Source organism: Sphingopyxis sp., from assembly GCF_034380315.1.
In the GTDB taxonomy this organism is placed as follows: Bacteria; Pseudomonadota; Alphaproteobacteria; order Sphingomonadales; family Sphingomonadaceae; genus Sphingopyxis.
Map to the genome: position 1 here is coordinate 116,383 of NZ_JAXMPB010000006.1, position 18,727 is coordinate 135,109.

Genomic DNA, 18,727 nt, shown 5'->3' on the forward strand with positions numbered 1-18,727 from the left:
GCCTTGCCCTGGGGAGCGGCCGATCGAAAGCCCTGTTACTGGTTATTCTGGCGGTTCAGGAAGCGCGGGATATCCACCCCGTCGTCCTTGGCCGCTTCGCCACCTTCCGCCGGCGCACCGCCACGCGACAGGCGCGACATGCGTTCGAACAGGGTGCCGCCGCCAACCGAGCGCGCGGGCGCTTCGCTGGCAGGGGGAGCACCGAAGCCACCGGTGGGCGCCTGCGGCTCACCAAGCAGCAGTTCGTCGGCGGTATCGTCGTAGGTTGCCGCGACATGCGACAATTCCATCGGCTCTTCTTCCGGCGCCGGGGCTGTTTCCGGTGCGCTCTGTTCCGGAGCCGCGCCGAGCGAAAAGCCTGGAGCCGGATCGGGCGCGACCGCGGCTGGTTCAGCCGCAATCTCGACCGGCGTTTCTTCGGCAACCGGCGCAATCACCTCTTCCACCACCGGGGCGGGCGCTGCGGCGCGGGCCGGCTGGAAAGAGAAGCTACGCGCAGCAGGAGCCGGCGCTGCCGCCGCATCGCCATTGCTGTCGATTCCGGTCGCGACGACCGAGACGCGGATCTTGCCTTCCAGCCCTTCGTTAAAGGCGCTGCCCCAGATGATGTTGGCGTCGGGATCCACCAGTTCGCGAATATGATTCGCCGCTTCGTCGACCTCCATCAGGCGCATGTCCTCGCCGCCGGTGATCGAGATGATGACGCCCTTTGCCCCTGCCATCGACACGCCGTCGAGCAGCGGGTTGGCGATGGCTTTCTGAGCCGCTTCGAGCGCACGACCGTCGCCCTCTGCCTCGCCCGTTCCCATCATCGCCTTGCCCATTTCGCGCATGACGCTGCGCACGTCGGCAAAGTCGAGGTTGATAAGGCCGGGCATGACCATCAGGTCGGTGATGCCGCGCACGCCCTGCTGAAGCACTTCGTCCGCCATGGTGAAGGCTTCTTTGAAGGTCGTGTTCGGATTGGCGACCAGGAAGAGATTCTGGTTGGGAATGACGATCAGCGTATCGACATGGTCCTGCAACTCGGCGATGCCGGATTCGGCCGAACGCATGCGGCGATTGCCCTCGAAAGTGAAGGGCTTGGTCACGACGCCGACCGTCAGAATGCCGCGATCGCGGGCCGCCTTGGCAATCACCGGAGCCGCGCCGGTCCCCGTGCCGCCGCCCATACCTGCCGCCACGAAGCACATATGCGCCCCGTTCAGTGCCTCTTCGACCTGCGCGATGCTTTCTTCGGCCGCAGCGCGGCCGACCTCGGGCCGCGACCCCGCACCCAGTCCCTGGGTGATCTGCGTCCCCAACTGGATGCGCCTCTCGGCCGGCGAGGCGTTCAGCGCCTGCGCGTCGGTATTGGCCACGATGAAATCGACGCCCTCGACGCGGGCGGCAATCATGTTGGCGATGGCATTGCCGCCCGCGCCGCCGACACCGATAACCGCGATGCGCGGCTTCAGCTCATCGACCTGCGGCGGGCCAATATTGATGCTCATCAAACAATCTCCCTGCAGCGGCGAACCGGTGCCGCTTCCCTGTCCATGCGACCCAGACGGACGGTGGTCCTGCCGCCCGGATTCCTGTCACCCGCATTGCACTATTGTGACGTCGGAATCACCCAAAAAATTAACCTTTTCGTCGGCCAGAGGCCTAGAAACTGCTTTTTAGCGCAACCATCAGCCGATGGATGATGCCCCCGCCCTTCGGGCGATAGACATCCTGTGCCATGACCGACAGGTCACGTAGGTCCACCGGATCGGATGCAGCATACAGAACCAGACCCGCCAGCGTTGCGAAAGCGGGGCCACTATGCGCATCCGGCAGCCCGTGCAAGCCGCGCGGTCGCCCGACACGCGCAGCGCGACCAAGGGCGCTTTGCGTGTAATCGGCGATCCCTTTCAGGTCTGCGCCGCCGCCGACCAGCACCACCTGGCGCCCAATCGGCCCTACGAAATGCAGATCCTTCAGCGTCCGGCCGATTTCTCCCATCATCGCATCAAGACGCTGGCGGATTACGGAAACGAGCTGCGCCCGCGTGATGCGCGGCGATTCGCTGCCCGCCGGGGCGCCGGGATCCAGCTCGATGATCTCATTATTGTCGCGCGGCGAGGCCGAAGCCGAACCATAAAAGCTCTGAAGCCGCTGCGCCTGGCTGCGGCGGATACCGAAGGCCGAGGCAATGTCGTCGGTAATGTCGCTCGCACCAAAGGGCAGCGATGCCATTTCGACGAGCATCCCACCCGCATAGAGCGATACCGTCGTGACGGCTGCACCGAGCTCGACCAGCGCCACACCAAGGTCGCGCTCTTCATCCGACAGGCAGGAGAGCCCAGCGGCGATCGGCGAAGCCACGACCGCGTTGACGTCAAGATGCGCCTGGCGCACCGCCGACTCCAGATTCCGCACCGGCGCACCGTCGGCCATGATGATGTGAATATCCACCCCTAGCCGGTCGGCGTGGAGCCCGATCGGGTTTTTCACTCCGGTCAGCCCGTCGAGCGTATAAAGTGCAGGCTGCGCGTGGAGGATCATTCGGCCTTCGGGGTCGATCCCGGCGCGCCCCGCCGCGAGCAGGTCGTCGACATCCTCCTGTTCGATGCGGTGCCCGCCAAGCTCGCTTTCGATCGGTGCGACGTCGCTGAGCAGGCTGCCGGCAGAAAAGGACACCCAGACATCGTCGATGTTCAGACCCGCAATGCGCTCGGCCTGCTCAATCGCCTCGCGCACCACATGCTCGGTCTGTTCCATGTCGGCAACATATCCGCGCTGAACCCCGCGGCTCTCGCGCTGTCCGGTGCCAAGGACGTGAAGCTGTCCGTCGGCGGTCTGGCCCGCAATCAGCGCACAGACCTTCCACGACCCGACATCGAGCGCGGTGATGATCTTTTCGATGCGCGGCGGCGCCATTCCCCTATCCCTTCTCGGCCGACGCGGTCGTGGCCGCCACGGCGTCGACGGCAGCGCGGGCTTCGTCCAGCTTTGCCGGCGCCACCTGACCTTCGTGCGGCAGGCGTAGTACGAAGCGCCCGGGATCGCGCATATCGAAGCGCAATATGCCCCGCCCAAGCAGCCGATTGGCGCCGTCGAGATGCGCAAATTTGGCAAGCGCGGCCTTGGCCTCCGGCTCGCCTTCCGGAAGCGAAAGCGTTTCGCCGCTGCGGAAACGCAGATCCCATCGGCGGTTGCCTACCCAGGTCGCCCCGGCGAGCAATTCCTTAAGCGAGCTTGCTTCGGCAAGCAGCGTATCGAGCTGCTGCGACTGTTCGTTGGCGCGCGGCCCGATCACCAGGGGAAGGTCGGGCATCGTCGCGACCGTCACCGGTTCGAGGACCACGCCCTTGTCATCGATCAGCGACAGACGCCCCGAATGCTGCCAGATCGCCGCCGGGGTACGCTCGACGATATCGACGACGAGCGTATCAGGCAGCCGGCGCGACACGCGGGCATCCTTGATCCACCCATATTGCATCAGATCGCCGCGCAGGTCGTCGAGGTCGACCGCCGCCATCGAACGATCTTTCTGGGCCAGGGCAATGTCATAGACTTTCAGACGATCGATGCGATCGGCACCGACCACCTCGACCTTCTTTACCTGGAAACCGGCACGGCCGACGACCTGTGCCCATTCTTCCTGCACCTTGGCCGTCACCCCTGTCGCGTGCGCGACAAGTCCGAAGGCCGCAAACAGGCCAAGGCCGATGGTCCAGTTCGCCACCTTCTGCAGGCGCTGGGGGCTGATCGGCAGCGCATTGATAAAGCTGTCGAGCCGCGAGGTCTGGACCTTCTTGCGCCGCCGCGGCGCACGCGCCGGGCGGCGCGGCGGTGCCTTGGCACGCTTGATCCGCGTGCTGCTCATAGCGCTTCCTCCACAATGCGCTCGACAAGTTCGGCATAGTCGATCCCGACCGCCCGCGCCTGTTCCGGAACCAGGCTGAGCGGGGTCATGCCGGGCTGCGTGTTGACCTCGAGCAGGAAGATGCCTGCCAAGCCATGTTCGTCATCCCAGCGAAAGTCGGAGCGCGATGCCCCCTTGCAACCAAGCAGCCGGTGCGCCTGAAGCGCCAGATCCTTCATCCGCTGCGCGACATCGTCGGGCACCTCGGCGGGGCAGACATGCTCTGTCAGGCCGTCGGTGTATTTGGCGTCATAGTCGTAGAATCCCGACTTGACCCTTAATTCGGTAACGGCGAGCGGCGTTTCGCCGAGCACCGCAACGGTAAGCTCACGCCCCTTGATGAAAGGCTCGGCGAGCAGGCGGTCGAATTCCTGCCACGGACCGACCGCGTCGCGCGCGATGGGATTGCCGTAATTGCTGTCGTCCTTGACGATCGCAACCCCAACCGACGACCCTTCGTTGACGGGTTTCAGGACATAGGGGCGCGGCAACGGGTCGGTAGAAAAAAGGCTCTCGCTGTCGACCATGGTCCCCGTCGGCATGGGCACACCATGCGGCACGAGCGCCTGCTTCGTCAATTCCTTGTCGATCGCGATTACCGAAGTAACGAGCCCGCTGTGGGTATATTTGAGGCCCATCAGGTCCAGCATCCCCTGCACCGTTCCGTCCTCGCCGGGAACACCGTGGAGCGCGTTGAACACGACGTCGGGCTTCGCCTCGGCAAGCCGCAACGCGACGTCACGGCCCATATCGATGCGTGTGACCTTGTGGCCGCGAGACTCCAGTGCGTCGGCAATGCCCTTGCCGCTCATCAACGACACTTCGCGCTCGGCCGACCAACCGCCCATCAGGACGACGACATGCCACGGACCCCGGCTCATTTCGCCACTCCCACATTCTCCCTTGGCGCTTCGGCAACAATACCAACACGCTGAATCTCCCATTGCAGGTCGATACCGCTGTTCGCCTTCACCCGGCGGCGCACTTCCTCACCAAGCGCCTCGATGTCAGCACTCGTCGCAGCGCCGGTGTTGATCAGAAAATTGGTGTGCTTTTCGCTGACCTGCGCGCCGCCGACCGAAAAACCACGACAGCCGGCCTCATCAACGAGCTGCCAGGCCTTGTGCCCGTCCGGGTTCTTGAAGGTCGAACCGCCGGTCTTCGAACGCAAGGGTTGCGAGGCCTCGCGGCTGGTTGAAATGCGGTCCATTTCGGCCTGGATCGCGGCAGAATCGCCGGGCCGCCCACGAAAGGTAGCTCCGACAACCACCGCGCCCTCGGGCAATTCGCTGTGGCGATAAGTGTACCCGAGATCAGCGAGCGGCAATGTCCGACGCTCCCCCGATCGCAACACAATATCAGCTTCGACCAATATGTCCTTGACCTCGCTGCCATAGGCGCCGCCGTTCATGCGTACGAAGCCCCCGACCGTACCTGGGATCGAGCGCAGAAATTCCATCCCGGCGATCCCCGCGTCGCGCGCGGTCGAGGAAACGAGGATCCCCGACGCCCCGCCTCCGCAGCGAAGCGTTGTTGCGTCCAGCCCCTCGACTGTCGCGAACGCCTTGCCAAGCCGGACGACAACGCCCGGAAAGCCGCCATCGCGGACGATCAGGTTCGATCCGAGGCCGAGGGCCATCACCGGGATCGCGGGATCGAGATCGCGGAGGAAATCGGCGAGGTCGTCGGCGTCCTTCGGCTCGAACAGCCAGTCGGCGGGGCCACCCGACTTGAACCAAACGAGCGGCGCCAGCGGGGCCTTGGCCGTCAGCTTGCCGCGAACGGCCGGGAGGGGGGCGGTGTCACTCAAGACCGCGCCCCTTCCCGCTTCCCGTTCGCATCGAGCGAAGTCGAGATGTCCATCGGGCTGGGCGCCAGGGTGCACGGTGTCTCGACTTCGCTCGATACGAACGGATTGAGAGGGTGGCGCAGAAGGTTAAGCACCATGGCCCTCCACCGCGCCCGCCAGACCCGCCGCCATCTTCGTGATGTCGCCCGCGCCAAGGCAGATGATCATGTCGCCCGCGCCGAGATCACCCGCCTTCGTACTCTCGGCGATGCTTGCGGCGAGCGCAGCCGCGTCAGCGACGACATGCGCGTGGCGATGACCACGATCGCGCAGCCCCTGCGTCAGTGCGTCCGACGACACGCCATCGATCGCGCTCTCTCCGGCCGCATAGACGGGCAACGCCAGCACAATGTCGGCATCGTTAAACGCCTGTTGGAAATCATCCATATGATCGCGCAGACGCGTAAAACGGTGCGGCTGGACGACGCCAACGACGCGCCCTGCCCCGGCGCCTTCGCGCGCCGCCGACAGCACAGCGCGGATTTCAACGGGATGGTGCGCATAATCGTCGATTACCGTCACGACGCCGCCCTCGACAGCAATCTCGCCGACTTTGGTGAAGCGGCGCTTGACCCCGGCAAAGCCCTTGAAGCCCGACGCAATCTTTTCGTCCGATACGCCCATGTGGAGCGCCACCGCGACCGCCGCCAGCGCGTTCTGGACATTGTGGCGGCCCGACATCGGCAGATGAATGCCCTCGATCGTGCGGCTGTTCCCATCACGGTCGCGCACGACGACATCGAAGCGGTTGCCGTAGGCCCCCGGCACCACATTGGTCCCGCGCACGTCGGCCTGCGCCGAAAAGCCATAAGTCACGATGCGGCGGTCGCGGATGCGCGGGATGATCGCCTGCACCTCGGGATGGTCGAGGCAAAGCATCGCCGCCCCGTAAAAGGGCACATTCTCGATAAACTCGACAAAGGCGTCCTTGATCGCGTCGAAGCTGCCGTAGTGATCCAGATGTTCGGGATCGATGTTGGTGACGACCGCGATCGTTCCGTCGAGGCGCAGGAAGCTGCCGTCACTCTCGTCGGCCTCGACCACCATCCAGTCCGACGCGCCGAGCCGCGCATTCGATCCGTAATTGTTGATGATACCGCCGTTGATCACCGTCGGGTCGATCCCGCCCGCATCGAGAAGCGCGGCGACAAGACTGGTCGTCGTCGTCTTGCCATGGGTCCCCGCGATGGCGACGGTCGATTTCAGCCGCATCAGTTCGGCGAGCATTTCCGCGCGGCGGACAATGGGGATACGCTGCGCGAGGGCTGCCTCCACCTCCGGATTGCCTCGCTGTACTGCCGTCGAAGTGACGACCACCGCGACGCCATCGACATTTTCGGGCGCGTGGCCGATCGCGACCTTGATCCCGCGCTTGCGCAGCCCTTCGACGACATAGGAATCGGCGATATCGCTGCCTTGCACCTGATAACCCAGATTGTGCATTACCTCAGCGATCCCCGACATGCCGATGCCGCCAATGCCGATGAAGTGAATCGTGCCGATGTCGGTTGCAACGCCGCGCATTATTTCGCCTCCCGCCGCGCGGCAGCAACGCCGGACGCGGATTTGCGCTGCGCGCTGGCTCCGACGCGGATCACATCCATCAAGGGTGGCGGCGCAAAGGATTCCACCAGATCGGCCAGAGTGCGCGTCGCCTCGGGCAAGCCGCAGCTTGCAGCCTGTTCCGCCGCCAGCTCGATCGCCCCGGGCTCCAGTGCCAGACGCTGAATCTGCTTGGCGACATTGGCAGGGGTGAACTGTGGTTGGGGGAAGGACTGCGCCCCGCCCGCATCCACCAGATCGACGACATTATAGGTCTGATGGTCGTCCATCGCCTGCGGATAGGGTACAAACAGTGCTGGGCGCCCAGCGCAGGCAAGCTCCGCGACGGTCGACGCACCCGCGCGACCGATGAACAGATGTGCCCAGCGCAGCCGCTCGGGCAGATCGGGCAGATAGGCCGCGCATTCGGCCGCAACGCCGAGTTCGGCATATTTGGCGCGAACCGCCGCCAGATCGTCCTCGCGGCACTGCTGCACGACCTGCAACCGGTCGAGCAATGCCTTCGGCAACATCCCGATCGCCGCGGGGACGACGGCGCTCAAGATCGTCGCCCCCAGACTGCCACCGACCACCAGCAGACGGAAGATTCCATCCTCAGGCAATGGAGGAAAGCCGTCGTCGCGGATCGCGATCACCTCTTCGCGCACCGGATTGCCGGTCAGATGGCGCTTCATTTCGCACTTGGGCGGGAAGCGATGGATATTGTGATAAGCGACCGCAATCGCATCGACGCGCGAAGCCAGCAGCCGGTTGGTACGGCCGAGCACGGCATTTTGTTCGTGAATCACACTGGGCCGCTTGGTCGCGCGCGCGGCAAGCAGGCTGGGAAGCGAAGGATAGCCGCCGAAGCCAACGACAACTGCGGGATCGAATTCGCGGATCAGGTCGATCGCCATACGCCGTCCCTTGCGGATCGCCAGCGCCGCCTTGACCCAGCCGACCGGGCCGCCATGAACCCGCCCCGCCGGAAGGACATGGGTTTCAAGCTCTGCGGGAGCACCGGGAATGCGCAGACCGCGGTCATCGCTGACCAGCGCGACGCGGTGACCGCGCGCAATGAGTTCGCCAGCCAAAGCATAAGCGGGAAGCATATGGCCGCCGGTACCGCCAGCGGCGAGGAGGAAGTGGCGCGTTGCGGTCATCGTTGGACGATCATTTCTTGTTCCAGTTGCGGGTCATCGACACCCGCGCCGCATAGGGGTTTCGCCGGGTCAGCGACAAGAGCAAACCCATGCCGATCGACAGGGCGATGAAAGAGGATCCGCCATAGCTGATGAACGGCAGCGTCATTCCCTTTGACGGAAACAGCTGCGTATTCACCGCCATATTGATCGTTGCCTGACCGCCGAACTGCGCGATCAGGCCCGCAACGGCAAGGATCAGGAAACTGTCTTCTTCATCGAGCAAGCGAACGAGCACCCGGACGATGATCGCGAGATAGAGGATCACGATCGCGACGCAAGCGATGATCCCGAACTCTTCGCCTATCACCGAGAAAATATAGTCGGTGTGCGCTTCCGGAAGCTGGAATTTGGCGAGCCCTGCCCCCGGCCCGGTGCCGATCAGTCCCCCGGCGGTCAGCGTTGCATGTGCCTTGTCGACCTGAAAGCTGTCGCCCTTGTCAAACAGCCAGATGTTGATCCGCTGATGCGCCACCGGATAAAAGAAATAGGCAAGGACAAGCCCCGCAAAACCGGCGCCGAGCAACCCACCCAAAATACGCATCGACAGCCCGGCGACCAGCACCAGGACGAACCAGGTCGCGGCAAAGATGATCGTCTGGCCAAGGTCCGGCTGCCCCATCAACAGTACCGCGATGATGCCGGTCAGCGCAAAGCTCAACGGGACGACAGGCAGGCTCTGGTCGTGCAGGCGCAGCGACAGCACCCAGGCGAGCGATACCGCGAAAAAGGGTTTCAGAAACTCCGACGGTTGCAGCCGGAAAACACCACTGCCAAGCCAGCGCTGCGCGCCGTTCACGGTCGTGCCGACCAGCGGCACCAGAAACAGCAGGAACAGAAAGAGTGCCGTGCCGTAGATCGCGAACCGCCGGGCCTGCGCCTTTGGCAGCATCGACACGGCGAGCATCACGGGCACGCCGACGATCACCCACATCAGCTGTCGGTAAAAATAATAGAGCGGATCGAGATTGGCGGTGCTGGTCGACAGTTTCTGGGCGGCCACAGGCGATGCCGCCGCCACCGCGACCAGGCCAACCGCGACCAGGATCGACACCAGAAGCAGCAGCACCCGGTCGATTTCCCAGAACCACAGCCCAAGCGGGGTTCGATCAGCGCGGCTGAGACGCGGGCCGCGGCGCTTGGTCGAGCGAGGCGCCGCGATCACCGGCCGTTCCGATGTCGCGTCGAGGTTGTCGGTGCCGCGGCTCATTCACCCAGCGCCTTCACCAGTTCGCGGAACATGTCGCCGCGCGCTTCATAATCGCGGAACTGATCGAAGGAGGCACAAGCTGGCGACAGCAGTATGATGTCGCCGGGCGCGGCATTGGCAGCCGCGCGCGCCACGGCGGTAGCAAGATCGCCCGACCGGTCGACCGGCAGCGCATGGCCGATCTCGGCCGCGAAAGCCTCCGTCGCCTCTCCGATCAGATAGGCTTGCTTGACGTGGCCAAACCAGGGACGACAGGCCGCCAGCCCGTCGCCCTTGGCCTGCCCCCCGGCGATCCAGTGCAAGCGCTGGTCCGGCGCCGGCGGAAAAGCCGCCAGCGCCGGTGCAGCGGAAGCCGCATTGGTCGCCTTGCTGTCGTTATACCAGCGGGCGCCATGGGCTTCGCCGACCCATTCCATGCGATGCGGCAAGGCGCGATAGGTCGCGAGGCCGCGTTCGATTTCCTCGTCGTTCAGCCCCAACACCCGGCACACGGCCATGGCGCAAACGGCATTCTGCGCATTGTGGGGGCCCTGTAGCGCGGGCCAGCGCGCCTGGTCGGCAGGATCGATATCGCGCGCGGACACCCGGTAGAGCCGGTGGTTGATGTGACTGGCGACCGCCTTCGATGGACCGTCATCGGTCGCGACGATCGCGACCTGGTCGCGGTGCTGGAGACTGAACAGGCGCGCCTTCGAGGCGACATAGCCTTCGAACCCATCGTAGCGGTCGAGATGGTCGGGCGAGATATTGGTTAGGACGGCGACGTCGCACGCCAGGCTGTGCGACAGGTCGATCTGATAGCTCGACAGTTCGAGCACATAGATGCCATCCCCCCTGTCGTTCGGCATCAGTGGGTCACGCGCCAGGATCGGCAAGCCGATGTTTCCGCCCATCAGCGAGGATCGGCCCGCTGCCTCCAGCATATGGTGGATCAGGGCGGTGACGGTCGATTTGCCGTTGGTCCCCGTGATGCCGACAAGCCGATGCGGCGGAAGTTCGTCGCGCGCCTCCGCAAACAGTTCGACATCGCCGATGACCGGAACATGTGCGGTTCGCGCATGGGCGGCGATCGGGTGCCGGTTCAGCGGCACGCCGGGCGACACTACAACCGCCGCAAAGCCGATCAGATCGATATGCAAAGGGTCGCCAATGTCGGCCCCGAGTGCCATTGCCGCATCGCGCGCTTCCTCGCGCTCGTCCCACGCGGTAACGCCCGCGCCGCTGGCGATCAACGCCTCCACGGTCGCCAGACCCGAGCGCGCCAGTCCCAGCACCGCATAGCGGCGACCAGCAAAGGCGCGACAGGTGATCACCGCAGTTTCAACGTCGCAAGACCCGCGAGCGCGAGAACGATCGAAACGATCCAGAAGCGGATAACCACCGTGGATTCGGGCCAACCCAATTGTTCGAAATGATGATGAATCGGTGCCATGCGAAATACGCGCTTGCCGGTACGTTTGTACCAGAACACCTGAATGATCACCGACAAAGCCTCAACAACGAAAAGGCCGCCGATAATGACCAGCACCAGTTCATGCTGCGCGGTCACGGCGATCGTCGCGAGAGCGCCGCCGAGCGCGAGGCTGCCCGTATCGCCCATGAATACGGCGGCAGGCGGTGCATTGAACCACAGAAAGGCCAGGCAGGCACCGATGATCGCGGCGGCGAAGATGGCGAGTTCGCCGGCTCCCGGGACATGCGGAATGCCGAGATAGCCCGCAAATTTCGCATTGCCCGACAAATAGACGATGACCAGAAAGGCCAGGCTGGCGATGATCACAGGAAATGTCGCGAGACCGTCTAGGCCGTCGGTCAGGTTCACCGCATTGCCGAAGCCGACGATCAGCACCATCGCGAATACATAGTAAAGCGGCCCAAGCGGAATGACGATGTCGTTAAAGAAGGGCAGATAGAGATCGGTTCCGGTCCGCGAAACGATCAGCAGCACCGCGACACCCGCGATCGCGAATTCGATTAACAGACGAACCCGCCCCGGAATCCCGCGATGGCTGGCCTTTGTTACCTTGTCGAGATCGTCGAGGAATCCGACGACTGCAAACCCGGCCGTCACGAACAGGCACGCCCAGACAAAGCGGTTCGACAGGTCCATCCACAAAAGCGCCGATATCATCAGTGCGATCAGGATCATCAGCCCGCCCATGGTCGGCGTGCCCCTTTTGGCGAGATGGCTCTGCGGACCATCGTCGCGGATCGGCTGACCCTTTCCTTGCCGCATGCGGAGCATCAGGATGAAACGCGGCCCAATCCACAACCCGATGATCAACGCAGTCGCGACCGCCGCCCCCGAACGGAAGCTCAGGTAACGGATCAGGTTCAGAGCCCCCGGAAAGCCAAGCCATTCCGCCAGCCAGTACAGCATCAAAATTCCCCATTGGTCAGCGCGGTCACAAGATATGACAGGCCAACGCTGTTCGACCCTTTGACCAGCACGGCGTCGCCCGGTCGGATCACGGTTCCCAGCCGCGCCTGTGCGTCCGGGTGGGCGGCCACATGCGCGAAATCGATCTGCCCCTCAAGCGCTTTGGCGAGCGGCGTCATTTCCGGACCGACGAGCAAGGCGAACTGTACGCCCGCCGCGACGAGCGGAGCCGCAAGCGCCGCGTGATAGGCGTCGCTGTCGCTGCCCAGTTCCCTCATACTGCCCAGAATCGCGATCTTGCGGTTCGCGGATTCGTTTCCCAACTGGCCAATCGTCGCCGCCATGGATGCCGGGTTGGCATTGTAGCTTTCGTCGATCAACAATATCTCGCCGCCCGCGACCGGCACGCGGTGCCGCGCGCCGCGTCCGGCCAACCCGCCCATTTCGGCAAAGGCCAGGCCCGCCGCAGGCAGGTCGCCACCGACCGCCTTGACCGCCGCCAGCACCGCCAGCGCGTTGGACACCCAATGCGCGCCCCCCTGTGCCAGGGTAAAGCAAAGCAGTGCGTCCTGTACCTGAGCCGTGACGAGCGAGCCGCCCTGACCGTCGGGCAGCCAGTCGACAGCGCGCACATCGGCGCCTTCGCCGAGGCCGAAGCTGACCAAATGGGCCGCATGGCGCTCCGCCTTGTCCCGCAGCCGGGCATAATGAGGGCTGTCGAAAGGGAGTATGGCGGTGCCGCCGGGCTCCAGCCCTTCGAAAATCTCGCCCTTGGCGTCGGCAATGGCCTCTTCGCTGCCGAAGAATTCCATGTGCGCGGGCGCGATGGTGGTGACGATGGCGACATGCGGCCGCACCATGCGAGTCAGGGCGGCGAGTTCGCCCGCATGGTTCATCCCCATTTCGAAGATGCCATAGTCCGCGGTCGAGGTCATGCGCGCGAGGCTGAGCGGCACACCGACATGGTTGTTGTAGCTTTTAACCGATCGATGCGCTCTACCCGGACGATAGCGATCGAGTGCCGCGAACAAGGCTTCCTTGGTTCCTGTCTTGCCCGCCGACCCGGTAACGCCGATGATCCGTCCGTGACTGCGTGCTCTTGAAGCAACGCCGAGCGCGTCGAGCGCGGCAACACTGTCGGCAACATGGATATGCGGATAATCGATTGCGGTTTCGCAGACGATCCCGGCCGCCCCCGCCGCGATGGCTCGATCGATGAACTTGTGCCCATCGGTCGCCTCTCCTTTCATCGCGATGAAGAGGTCGCCCTTCGTCACCTCCCGGGAATCGAAGGCAACGCCTTGAACGGTAAAATCGGCGCTCGCGGTGCCGCCCGTTGCCGCTGCGATAGCGCGTGCCGTCCATAAGGGGGTCATGCCGCCACCTCGCGCGCCACGGCCACATCATCGAAGGGAATGACGCGCATCGCGGCGCCCGCTCCGACAATCTGCCCCTGTTCGTGCCCCTTGCCCGCGACGCAGATGATATCGTCCGCCGTGGCTTCGCTTACCGCCGCCGCGATGGCCGCGCGGCGGTCGCCGACAACGGCAGCGCCGGGTGCGGCTGCGGCGATTGCCGCGCGGATCGACGCCGGATCCTCGCTGCGCGGATTGTCATCGGTGATGATCAGCACATCGGCCTTGGCCGCTGCGGCACGCCCCATTTCCGGGCGCTTCGCCTGATCGCGATCGCCGCCGGCCCCGAATACGAGGATCAGCCGCCCCGCCGCGTGTGGACGCAAAGCGTCGAGCGCCGCCTCGATCGCATCGGGGGTGTGCGCATAATCGACATAGATGGGAGCACCTGCGCGCGTGATCGCCGCCCGTTCGAGCCGCCCCCGGACAGGCTGTAGCCGCGCGAGGTTGGCCAGCGTCTGTTCCAGCTGGCCGCCGGTGGCGATAACCAGTCCCGCCGATACGAGGGCATTGGCAGCCTGATAAGCGCCGATCAGCGGCAATTCGACCCGATGGCTTGCACCGCCCGCTTCGATCACCAGCGACTGGCCAAGCTGGGTCGGCTCCCGCGACACGAGGCGCAAATCATCGCCGTGTGTGCCGACGGTCAACAACCGCACACCCCGGGCACGGGCCGTGTCGGCAACGGCTGGCGAGGACGGGTCATCGTTCCACAGGACGATCGCGCCGTCGGGGACCACCACCTCGCTGAACAGCCGAAGCTTGGCAGCAAGATAAGTCTCCATCGTGCCATGATAATCGAGATGATCGTGGCTGAGATTGGTGAACGCAGCTGCTTTTACCGACAGTCCCTCGGTTCGATACTGATCGAGCCCATGGCTCGAGGCTTCGAACGCCGCATGCGTAACCCCCTCGGCCGCCAATCCAGACATGTTCGAAAGAAAGGTCACGATATCGGGGGTCGTCAATCCGGTCGACGTACTGTCGTTCGACGTGGTGATGCCGAGCGTGCCGACCGAGGCGGCATGAAAGCCTGCCATCCGCCAAAGCTGGCGTGTCATTTCAACGGTTGAAGTCTTGCCATTCGTTCCTGTCACCGCAACGCACGTAGCGGGAAAGCGGTGAAAGAAGCGCGCCGCAATATGGGCAAAGGCGCGGCGCGGATTGGCGTCGGCAATATGCACCGCGCCTTCGACCCTGGCCCCCGGCCGCGCGACGACAGCAATCGCTCCCGCCGCAACGGCATCGGCGATGAAATCCTCTCCGTTGAAACGCTCGCCGACAAAAGCGCCAAAGATCGTCCCAGGCGCGACCTTGCGGTGATCGATGGCCAGCCCCGTCACGACCGGATCGGAACCTGCCGGCACTGGATGGTCAAGCAGCGCGGCGAGACGCATTATTCGCCATCTCCCTTTTTCCACAGCAGCGGCGTCAGTTCGGAAACATCGACATCGCGGCTCTCATCAGGGAAAACCCCGAGCATCGGACCGGCGCGCATCACCACCTTTTGCACCACCGGTGCAGCAGTCCAGCCCGCCGTACGCTGACCCGAGCTATAGGCGTTGCCTTTCGGTTCATCGACCATGGCGATCACGACATAGCGCGGATTGTCCATCGGAAAAGCGGCCGCGAAGGTCGATACTAGCGAGCTGCGGCGATACCCGCCCACTCCGGGCTTTTCAGCGCTGCCCGTCTTGCCGCCAACGCGGAATCCGGGGGCATCGGCCTTGCGTCCCGTACCATCGGAGACGATCAGGCGGAGCAGTTGGCGCATCCGCGCGCTGGTCGCCGCCTTGAACACCCGGCGCCCTTTGGGCGGCGCACCGTCGGCCACCTTCGTCAGCGTCGCGGGGCGATAGATGCCACCGTTTACAAGTGCGGCATATGCACTTGCCAGATGCAGCGGCGTGACGGCGATGCCGTGACCATAGGCTGTCGTCATGGTGGTAAGCCGCCCCCAATGCTTGGGCCAAAGCGGGAAGGCCCGTTCCTTGAGGTCAATTTCAGGCCGGGCGTCGAATTCAAGATCGCGAAACAGCTTTTCCATCCGTTCGCGGCCCAGTTCATCGGCAATTCGGGCGGTGGTGATGTTCGAGCTGTGGATCAGCGTTTCCGGAACGTTGAGCCAACGGCGCGACGGATGACTGTCGCGAATGCGAAATCCCGCAATCGCCAGCGGCTCGGTCGCATCATAGCGACGCGCCATGCTCGTGACCGTCCCGGCGTCAATAGCGGCTGCGACCGACAGCGGTTTGAAAGTCGAGCCAAGCTCATAAAGATTATATGTGACCGCATTGCGCCGCGTCGCGGAATCGCTGCCCGAAAGATTGTTGGGATTGAAGGTCGGCAGCGACGTCATCGCCAGAACCTCACCCGTGTGGACGTCGAGGATGATACCAGCGCCGCCGATCGCTTCGAGATTCGTGACAGCGTGCGCGAGTTCGCTTTCGAGTACGCCCTGGACGCGCGCATCGATCGACAGCGCCAGTGGATCACCGCGCGTCGCCTTGTCGATCAACCGTTCGTCATAGGCGCCTTCGATCCCCGTGACGCCATGGCCTGCTGCGTTGGTAAATCCGAGGACGTGCGCCGCGAGCGACAATTGAGGGTAGAGCCGCTCCTTCTCGCGCGGAAAATCGAAACCGATCTCGCCGATCGCGTTCACGGCCGCAACCTGGTCGGGAAGCGCACGCCGACGAATATAGGTCGGCCGAGTCCCGTTCAGCTTGGCCAGAAACTCCTCGCGCGGCGTATCAGGAAAGATCTTGACGAGTTCATCGGCCAGATAGGCGCGATTATTGAGCAGCTTCGTCGGAACGACCCGGATCGAATAGCCGTCGATGGTGCGCGCCAGCGGCACTCCATTGCGATCGACGATGTCGGCACGCGCAGGAGCGAACGCCGCCGCACCGCCGCCGCGATTGGGTGAGGTGTCGAACAGAGCGAAATAGACCAGCCGAACCGAAACCAGAAAAAAGGCCGCCATGAACAACAGCATCAGGACCATCAACCGCTGTTGCGCGGTCAGCAATATCTGCTGCCGCACCCCAGCGGTTCGGACCCGAGCCGGACGGACGACCAGCGTGTTCATTGCGCGCCATTGCCCTCCCTGGCTTCGCGAGCCGCGCCGCGCCGAAGATCGGCCAGCGTCGATTCAGCGAGGAGTTGATCCTCGATCATCTTCAACTGTTCGCGGCGACGGGTCTGAACCATGCGCGGCGCACTGTCGCTGCGCACCTCAGAGGAGGCCTGAGCGAGCACGATCGGCTTTTGCGCGAGCGCCTTCCTCTCAACCGGGGACGCCTCAGGCGCGGCGTTGGCGGAAGCAACCGGGCTGGCGGTCGGTGCCGCGGAAACCGCGACGGGCGACACCATAGCCATCAACACGGGCGCGACCTCGTTGGCACCGCGTGCGCGCGGCAGGCGATCGAGCGAGGCCAATTGGCGCTCGTTCGCCAGATACTGATCCGCCGATGGCGCCGAATAGCCAAATGTATCGGCATTCCACTGTTCCAGCTGCCGCATCGAGGCGCGGACGGCCAGTTCGGATTCGAGGTAGCGAATATTGTCGCGCGCGCGATCGATCTGATTCTCGATACGCGACAGTTCGCTGCGCGTGGCCGCGACCTTGAGCGATACCGGATAGAGCATCATCGCGAAAATCAGCACGAGCAGGACCAGGCCGATACCCTGGAGCTTGCGAGCCGCCATCAGCATGACATTGCCTCCTTCTTCGTCGAATCCGCCGGCCAGGCGGGCGCCGCGGTACGAACCGCGCTTCGCAGGGTTGCCGATCGGGCACGCGGATTGCGCGCCTCTTCGGCCTTGCCCGGCCGCACCTTGCGCGCCGGGGTTTCGAATGTTGCGGCCCGCGCCGCTCCGATCGGCGCGGGCCGGTGGCGCGAACCACCGGCGTCGCCGCCGCTGCGTTCACGCAGAAAATTCTTCACGATACGATCCTCGGTGCTGTGAAAACTGACGACGGCGAGCCGTCCACCCGGACGCAGCAAGCGCTCCGCCGCACTCAGCCCCTCCACCAGTTCGTCGAGTTCGCCGTTCACATGGATGCGGATCGCCTGGAAGCTTTTGGTCGCGGGATCCTTCGGCGCCCCCGGCGGATGGCGCAGCGCTTTGCGGATCACCGCCGCCAGTTCGCCAGTACGCGACAGCGGGCGCGCCGCAACGATCGCCCGCGCGACACGCCGCGACTGGCGCTCATCGCCATAATGATAGAGCACGTCGGCAATCTCACCTTCATCGGCGCGGTTGAGCCAATCGGCAGCGCTCTCTCCGTCCTGCGCCATGCGCATGTCGAGCGGGCCATCGGCCTGAAAGGAAAAGCCGCGCTCGCCCCGATCGAGTTGCATCGACGACACACCGATGTCGAACACGATACCGTCCACGGCCTCGACACCGCGCTCGCGAAGCAGCCGGTCGATTTCTCCAAACCGGCCGTGCACCAGCGTCAGACGCCCTGCCGCTTCGTCGACCAGCGCCTGCCCTTCGGCAATCGCGTCCGGATCGCGGTCGCACGCGATCACCTGCGCACCAGCGGCAAGCATCGCGCGCGTGTAACCACCAGCGCCGAAAGTCGCATCGACATGACACTCGCCGGGGACGATGGAGAGCGCAGCAATGATTTCTTCGCGAAGGACCGGATCGTGGCGGGGATCTCGGGGAAGGTCGGTCATTTCCGCCCCTTCCCCTTCGTGCTTTCCCAGGCGGCCGCCAGACGCTGGAGCACGGGGTCCGCCTCCACACATTCAGCAAGCGTCGGCAACCACCATATTTCAAAGCGACGCCCCGACCCCACGAAAGCGGTCGCACCGGCATCGCCGACACGGTCGCGATGAACGAAGCTGGGTAAAAAACGGCCACTGTCGTCGAGAGCGTAGGCCTCGGTATAGCTGAACCGCTTTTTGAATTCGGCATCCTCGTCAAAGTCGCGATCACGCATTCGCGCCGTTTCACGGTCGCGTTCGATTTCGCCGGTCAACCGATCATATTGGTCCTGACCATAAGCGACGAGGCAGGGCAGTTTTTCATGAAAACCGACCCAAAGTACGCGCTGACCGTCCGCAGTGAGGGGCACATTGTTGCGGAACTGAGAGGGGACGGCGATGCGCCCCTTGCCATCGATCGCGGCAAAGTTGGTGCCAGCATATTGACCGGGCGTAACAATCGCCATCGCATCGCCCCCGTCTTACGCGCCACCGGGCAATACTTTCCTGATCCCA

Annotated in this window: 16 protein-coding genes; all 16 read right to left on the reverse strand. The window is 64.2% G+C overall.

From position 1 onward, the window contains the following. Positions 1-35 precede the first annotated feature (35 nt). A complete protein-coding gene (ftsZ, locus tag U0S50_RS12595; RefSeq protein ID WP_322309111.1) occupies positions 36-1,493 on the reverse strand; it encodes a cell division protein FtsZ in 1,458 nt (485 codons plus the stop codon). 154 nt (positions 1,494-1,647) lie between these two features. Beyond that, positions 1,648-2,904, reverse strand: coding sequence for a cell division protein FtsA (gene ftsA, locus U0S50_RS12600; protein ID WP_322309112.1), 1,257 nt, complete (start codon positions 2,902-2,904; stop codon positions 1,648-1,650). 4 nt (positions 2,905-2,908) lie between these two features. After that, on the reverse strand, positions 2,909-3,853 hold the full coding sequence (locus U0S50_RS12605; protein WP_322309113.1) for a cell division protein FtsQ/DivIB: 945 nt from the start codon (positions 3,851-3,853) through the stop codon (positions 2,909-2,911). Further along, a complete protein-coding gene (locus U0S50_RS12610) occupies positions 3,850-4,773 on the reverse strand; it encodes a D-alanine--D-alanine ligase (RefSeq protein ID WP_322309114.1) in 924 nt (307 codons plus the stop codon). The genes U0S50_RS12605 and U0S50_RS12610 overlap by 4 nt, the downstream gene beginning before the upstream one ends. Then, a complete protein-coding gene (gene murB, locus U0S50_RS12615) occupies positions 4,770-5,702 on the reverse strand; it encodes a UDP-N-acetylmuramate dehydrogenase (RefSeq protein ID WP_322309115.1) in 933 nt (310 codons plus the stop codon). The genes U0S50_RS12610 and murB overlap by 4 nt, the downstream gene beginning before the upstream one ends. 126 nt (positions 5,703-5,828) lie before the next feature. After that, complete coding sequence (gene murC, locus U0S50_RS12620; RefSeq protein WP_322309116.1) at positions 5,829-7,265, reverse strand: UDP-N-acetylmuramate--L-alanine ligase; 1,437 nt, start codon at positions 7,263-7,265, stop codon at positions 5,829-5,831. Beyond that, entirely contained in the window at positions 7,265-8,446 is a 1,182-nt protein-coding gene (gene murG / locus U0S50_RS12625; RefSeq protein WP_322309117.1) for an undecaprenyldiphospho-muramoylpentapeptide beta-N-acetylglucosaminyltransferase, read from the reverse strand. The genes murC and murG overlap by 1 nt, the downstream gene beginning before the upstream one ends. 10 nt (positions 8,447-8,456) lie before the next feature. Then, on the reverse strand, positions 8,457-9,695 hold the full coding sequence (locus tag U0S50_RS12630) for a putative peptidoglycan glycosyltransferase FtsW (RefSeq protein WP_322309118.1): 1,239 nt from the start codon (positions 9,693-9,695) through the stop codon (positions 8,457-8,459). Beyond that, on the reverse strand, positions 9,692-11,008 hold the full coding sequence (gene murD, locus U0S50_RS12635) for a UDP-N-acetylmuramoyl-L-alanine--D-glutamate ligase (RefSeq protein WP_322309119.1): 1,317 nt from the start codon (positions 11,006-11,008) through the stop codon (positions 9,692-9,694). The genes U0S50_RS12630 and murD overlap by 4 nt, the downstream gene beginning before the upstream one ends. Continuing rightward, positions 11,005-12,075 (reverse strand): phospho-N-acetylmuramoyl-pentapeptide-transferase, encoded by a 1,071-nt coding sequence (mraY, locus tag U0S50_RS12640; protein WP_322309120.1) that lies wholly within the window; start codon positions 12,073-12,075, stop codon positions 11,005-11,007. Before mraY ends, murD begins: the two co-directional genes overlap by 4 nt. Next, positions 12,075-13,451 (reverse strand): UDP-N-acetylmuramoyl-tripeptide--D-alanyl-D-alanine ligase, encoded by a 1,377-nt coding sequence (locus tag U0S50_RS12645; protein ID WP_322309121.1) that lies wholly within the window; start codon positions 13,449-13,451, stop codon positions 12,075-12,077. Before U0S50_RS12645 ends, mraY begins: the two co-directional genes overlap by 1 nt. Further along, the gene (locus U0S50_RS12650; protein WP_322309122.1) at positions 13,448-14,887 is read right to left on the reverse strand and encodes a UDP-N-acetylmuramoyl-L-alanyl-D-glutamate--2,6-diaminopimelate ligase; all 1,440 of its coding nucleotides are present in this window, start codon (positions 14,885-14,887) and stop codon (positions 13,448-13,450) included. The genes U0S50_RS12645 and U0S50_RS12650 overlap by 4 nt, the downstream gene beginning before the upstream one ends. Then, on the reverse strand, positions 14,887-16,581 hold the full coding sequence (locus tag U0S50_RS12655; protein ID WP_322309123.1) for a penicillin-binding protein 2: 1,695 nt from the start codon (positions 16,579-16,581) through the stop codon (positions 14,887-14,889). The genes U0S50_RS12650 and U0S50_RS12655 overlap by 1 nt, the downstream gene beginning before the upstream one ends. Continuing rightward, entirely contained in the window at positions 16,578-17,207 is a 630-nt protein-coding gene (locus U0S50_RS12660; RefSeq protein WP_322309124.1) for a hypothetical protein, read from the reverse strand. Before U0S50_RS12660 ends, U0S50_RS12655 begins: the two co-directional genes overlap by 4 nt. Further along, positions 17,201-18,181, reverse strand: a complete 981-nt coding sequence (gene rsmH, locus U0S50_RS12665; protein ID WP_322309125.1) for a 16S rRNA (cytosine(1402)-N(4))-methyltransferase RsmH — start codon at positions 18,179-18,181, stop codon at positions 17,201-17,203. The genes U0S50_RS12660 and rsmH overlap by 7 nt, the downstream gene beginning before the upstream one ends. Next, a complete protein-coding gene (locus tag U0S50_RS12670) occupies positions 18,178-18,678 on the reverse strand; it encodes a division/cell wall cluster transcriptional repressor MraZ (RefSeq protein WP_322309126.1) in 501 nt (166 codons plus the stop codon). Before U0S50_RS12670 ends, rsmH begins: the two co-directional genes overlap by 4 nt. Positions 18,679-18,727: the final 49 nt, after the last annotated feature.

What these genes read in the sequence shown, in the direction of transcription:
- U0S50_RS12650 (WP_322309122.1), bottom strand. Translation starts at nt 14,887, where the DNA reads ATGCGTCTCGCCGCGCTGCTTGACCATCCAGTGCCGGCAGGTTCCGAT.
- U0S50_RS12670 (WP_322309126.1), bottom strand. Translation starts at nt 18,678, where the DNA reads ATGGCGATTGTTACGCCCGGTCAATATGCTGGCACCAACTTTGCCGCG.
- mraY (WP_322309120.1), bottom strand. Translation starts at nt 12,075, where the DNA reads ATGCTGTACTGGCTGGCGGAATGGCTTGGCTTTCCGGGGGCTCTGAAC.
- U0S50_RS12660 (WP_322309124.1), bottom strand. Translation starts at nt 17,207, where the DNA reads ATGCTGATGGCGGCTCGCAAGCTCCAGGGTATCGGCCTGGTCCTGCTC.
- murG (WP_322309117.1), bottom strand. Translation starts at nt 8,446, where the DNA reads ATGACCGCAACGCGCCACTTCCTCCTCGCCGCTGGCGGTACCGGCGGC.
- U0S50_RS12610 (WP_322309114.1), bottom strand. Translation starts at nt 4,773, where the DNA reads ATGAGCCGGGGTCCGTGGCATGTCGTCGTCCTGATGGGCGGTTGGTCG.
- U0S50_RS12605 (WP_322309113.1), bottom strand. Translation starts at nt 3,853, where the DNA reads ATGAGCAGCACGCGGATCAAGCGTGCCAAGGCACCGCCGCGCCGCCCG.
- U0S50_RS12645 (WP_322309121.1), bottom strand. Translation starts at nt 13,451, where the DNA reads ATGACCCCCTTATGGACGGCACGCGCTATCGCAGCGGCAACGGGCGGC.
- murC (WP_322309116.1), bottom strand. Translation starts at nt 7,265, where the DNA reads ATGCGCGGCGTTGCAACCGACATCGGCACGATTCACTTCATCGGCATT.
- U0S50_RS12630 (WP_322309118.1), bottom strand. Translation starts at nt 9,695, where the DNA reads ATGAGCCGCGGCACCGACAACCTCGACGCGACATCGGAACGGCCGGTG.
- ftsA (WP_322309112.1), bottom strand. Translation starts at nt 2,904, where the DNA reads ATGGCGCCGCCGCGCATCGAAAAGATCATCACCGCGCTCGATGTCGGG.
- U0S50_RS12655 (WP_322309123.1), bottom strand. Translation starts at nt 16,581, where the DNA reads ATGAACACGCTGGTCGTCCGTCCGGCTCGGGTCCGAACCGCTGGGGTG.
- ftsZ (WP_322309111.1), bottom strand. Translation starts at nt 1,493, where the DNA reads ATGAGCATCAATATTGGCCCGCCGCAGGTCGATGAGCTGAAGCCGCGC.
- rsmH (WP_322309125.1), bottom strand. Translation starts at nt 18,181, where the DNA reads ATGACCGACCTTCCCCGAGATCCCCGCCACGATCCGGTCCTTCGCGAA.